Here is an 860-nt window from a genome sequence, read left to right as displayed (position 1 = left end):
AACACGTCGTCGAGTTCAGCGTACTCCCCGCTCGATTCAACCGCTCAAGGCGGCTACGAGCGCGAATCAACTGTGGAGTGTCGACTACAAAGGGCAATTCAAACTCACCAATGGCCAGTGGTGTTATCCGTTGACGATCATGGATCATGCCAGCCGTTACCTGCTGGGTTGCCAAGGATTCAGTAGCACCTCAGTCGCAGACGCCAAGGCAGTGTTTGAGCGATTGTTTCGCCAATATGGCTTGCCGGAGCGAATTCGTAGTGATAACGGCGCACCGTTTGCCAGTACGGGAGTCGGCGGGCTATCAAAGCTATCGATTTGGTGGATTCGCTTGGGGATTATTCCGGAACGCATTACCCCTGGAAAGCCGCAGCAGAATGGTCGGCACGAACGTATGCATCGGACGTTAAAGCTACGGATCGGCTCGCTTGGTGTAGAGGATTTACCGCGGCAACAGGTGATTTTAGATGAATTTCAGCGTCACTATAACGACGATCGTCTGCATGAAGGATTAGGGCAACAGGTGCCGAAATCGGTCTATCAAGCCTCGACACGCAGCTACCCTGAAATGCTGCCTGAGTTGGTTTACCCCAGCTATTTTGAGCGAGGACGTGTCTGTCAAAACGGGCTGATTTATTGGCATAGTTTGCGCATCTATATCGGCTATGTATTGCGTGGTGAATGGGTGGGCTTGGAGCAGGTGGGTGAAACGATGTGGGACGTTTACTTTGGGCCGATTCGACTAGGTTCGTTTGATGAGCGACAGGTAACAGGTGCAAAAAATGATTACTTAACTTTAACGCGAAAAGTGTCACCTATGTCTGTGGACTAAAGTGTTACCTATGTCCTTGACCTTTACA

Annotated in this window: 1 protein-coding gene; it reads left to right on the top strand. The window is 50.7% G+C overall.

Annotated elements, in window-relative coordinates; translation table 11 throughout:
- A partial coding sequence (locus ACFQNF_RS16155) for a transposase (RefSeq protein WP_380188963.1) occupies positions 1-832 on the top strand: 832 nt, incomplete at its 5' end.
- Positions 833-860: the final 28 nt, after the last annotated feature.

Source organism: Iodobacter arcticus, assembly GCF_042664895.1.
GTDB lineage: Bacteria > Pseudomonadota > Gammaproteobacteria > Burkholderiales > Chitinibacteraceae > Iodobacter > Iodobacter arcticus.
Note: the sequence above shows the minus strand (reverse complement) of the source record. Positions and strands in the feature narration are given on the sequence as shown.